At 66.6% G+C, this 1,433-nt stretch carries 3 protein-coding genes; all 3 read left to right on the top strand.

All coding sequences use genetic code 11. The features are described 5' to 3' along the window. The coding region (locus ACLN58_RS22185) for a dihydrodipicolinate reductase C-terminal domain-containing protein (protein WP_415857371.1) at positions 1–196 on the top strand (196 nt) is incomplete at its 5' end. Between the two features lie 4 nt (positions 197–200). Beyond that, on the top strand, positions 201–674 hold the full coding sequence (locus tag ACLN58_RS22180; protein WP_415857370.1) for a tetratricopeptide repeat protein: 474 nt from the start codon (positions 201–203) through the stop codon (positions 672–674). A 133-nt stretch (positions 675–807) separates the two neighbouring features. Continuing rightward, a partial coding sequence (locus tag ACLN58_RS22175; protein WP_415857369.1) for a DUF6318 family protein occupies positions 808–1,433 on the top strand: 626 nt, incomplete at its 3' end.

The raw sequence follows: 1,433 nt of genomic DNA, 5'->3' as shown, positions 1-1,433 counted from the left end.
AGCGGTCGTCGTCGATGAACTCGAAAGCTATGCCGGGATGCGCTTGCTCGGCGGCCCGGGGGAGCAGCTCACGATCCGACACGATTCCTTCGACCGCGCGTCGTTCATGCCCGGCGTGCTCCTAGGCCTGCGTTCCGTCGCGGCGCATCCCGGCCTGACGGTCGGGCTCGACGGCTATCTCGATCTGGGGCTCTGACCGCGTGGAGTGGATCAAGGCCCATCGGACCAAGCTGTGGGTCGCGGGCATCGCCCTGCTGCTCGTGTTCTACCTGGTCCTGACGTTCGACCGGGCCGTTCTCCTGCTCGCGGACCCGCAGCCCGTCGCGAAGGCCATCGGCGCCGCGTACCTCGTGCTCCCGATCATCGGGGCGTGGGCGCTCGCGCGCGAGCTCATGTTCGGTGCCGGGCTCGAGCGGCTGGGCAGGGAGCTCGAGGCCGAGGGCGGGCTTCCCGAGGACAATCTCCCGCGGACTGCGGGAGGCCGGATCGTGCGGGACGCGGCCGACGCCGAATTCCCCGCGTTCCAGGCCGACGCAGAGGCCGCTCCGAGCGACTGGCGCGTCTGGTACCGCCTCGGGCTCGCCTACGACGCCTCCGGCGATCGCAAGCGCGCCCGCGCCTCCATGCGCAGGGCCATCTCGCTGCACCGCGCTCTGCATCGCGCGGCGCGGTAGCTGGCGGCCACTGAGGAGCCCGTCGTTGCGCCACTGAGTTTTCGGTTGAGACGAACTTAGGCGTCGTGAGCCGTGGTTACGGTGGGGTCGTCGCGCCGTCGTACGTCTTGTCTTAGCGCGGGAATTCGCACCGATGGCTTGGGGGACGTCAATGGCGCTCTATCGTTCTGTTCGCTTGGCTTTTCGCTTGGCTTTTCGCTTGGCTCTTCGCTTCGCTTTTCGCTTGGTCTTTCGCCTGGCTTTTCGGCGTGCGTCTCGCTCTGCGGGGCTCGCCGCGGTCGTCGTGTTCGGTCTGGGGCTGGCCGCGTGCGGCTCGGGTCCCGGCGACGCGGTGCCGTCGGGTACGTCCTCGTCGGGGCCTTCTGTTTTGTCGGGGTCCTCGAGCGCTCCGCCGACTCCGGACTCCCGACCCACCCCGGCGAGCTCGAGGGGTCCCGCGCGGAATCTCCCCAAGCCCGTCCTGCCCGAGGCCGCGAAGCAGAACACCAAGGAGGGCTTCGCGGCCTTCACGCAGTACTGGTTGAATACGGTGACTTACGCATTTGAAACCGGAGATGCCAAACCGCTGACTGACACCTCGGACAAGTCATGCAAGGTCTGCGAAAGGTTCGTTCAAGACTCCGAAACACTCCACGGTCGCAGTGGGTGGTCAATCGGTCCCACATGGACGGTGCAAGATTTTTCCAGCGACATGAGGACGGATCCGTACCAGCGTGTTCTTGGTCGCTTCTTGGGCATCGAATCGCCGTCGACCGAATA

The organism is Sinomonas sp. G460-2, assembly GCF_047759905.1.
Taxonomy (GTDB): domain Bacteria; phylum Actinomycetota; class Actinomycetes; order Actinomycetales; family Micrococcaceae; genus Sinomonas.
Note: the sequence above shows the minus strand (reverse complement) of the source record. Positions and strands in the feature narration are given on the sequence as shown.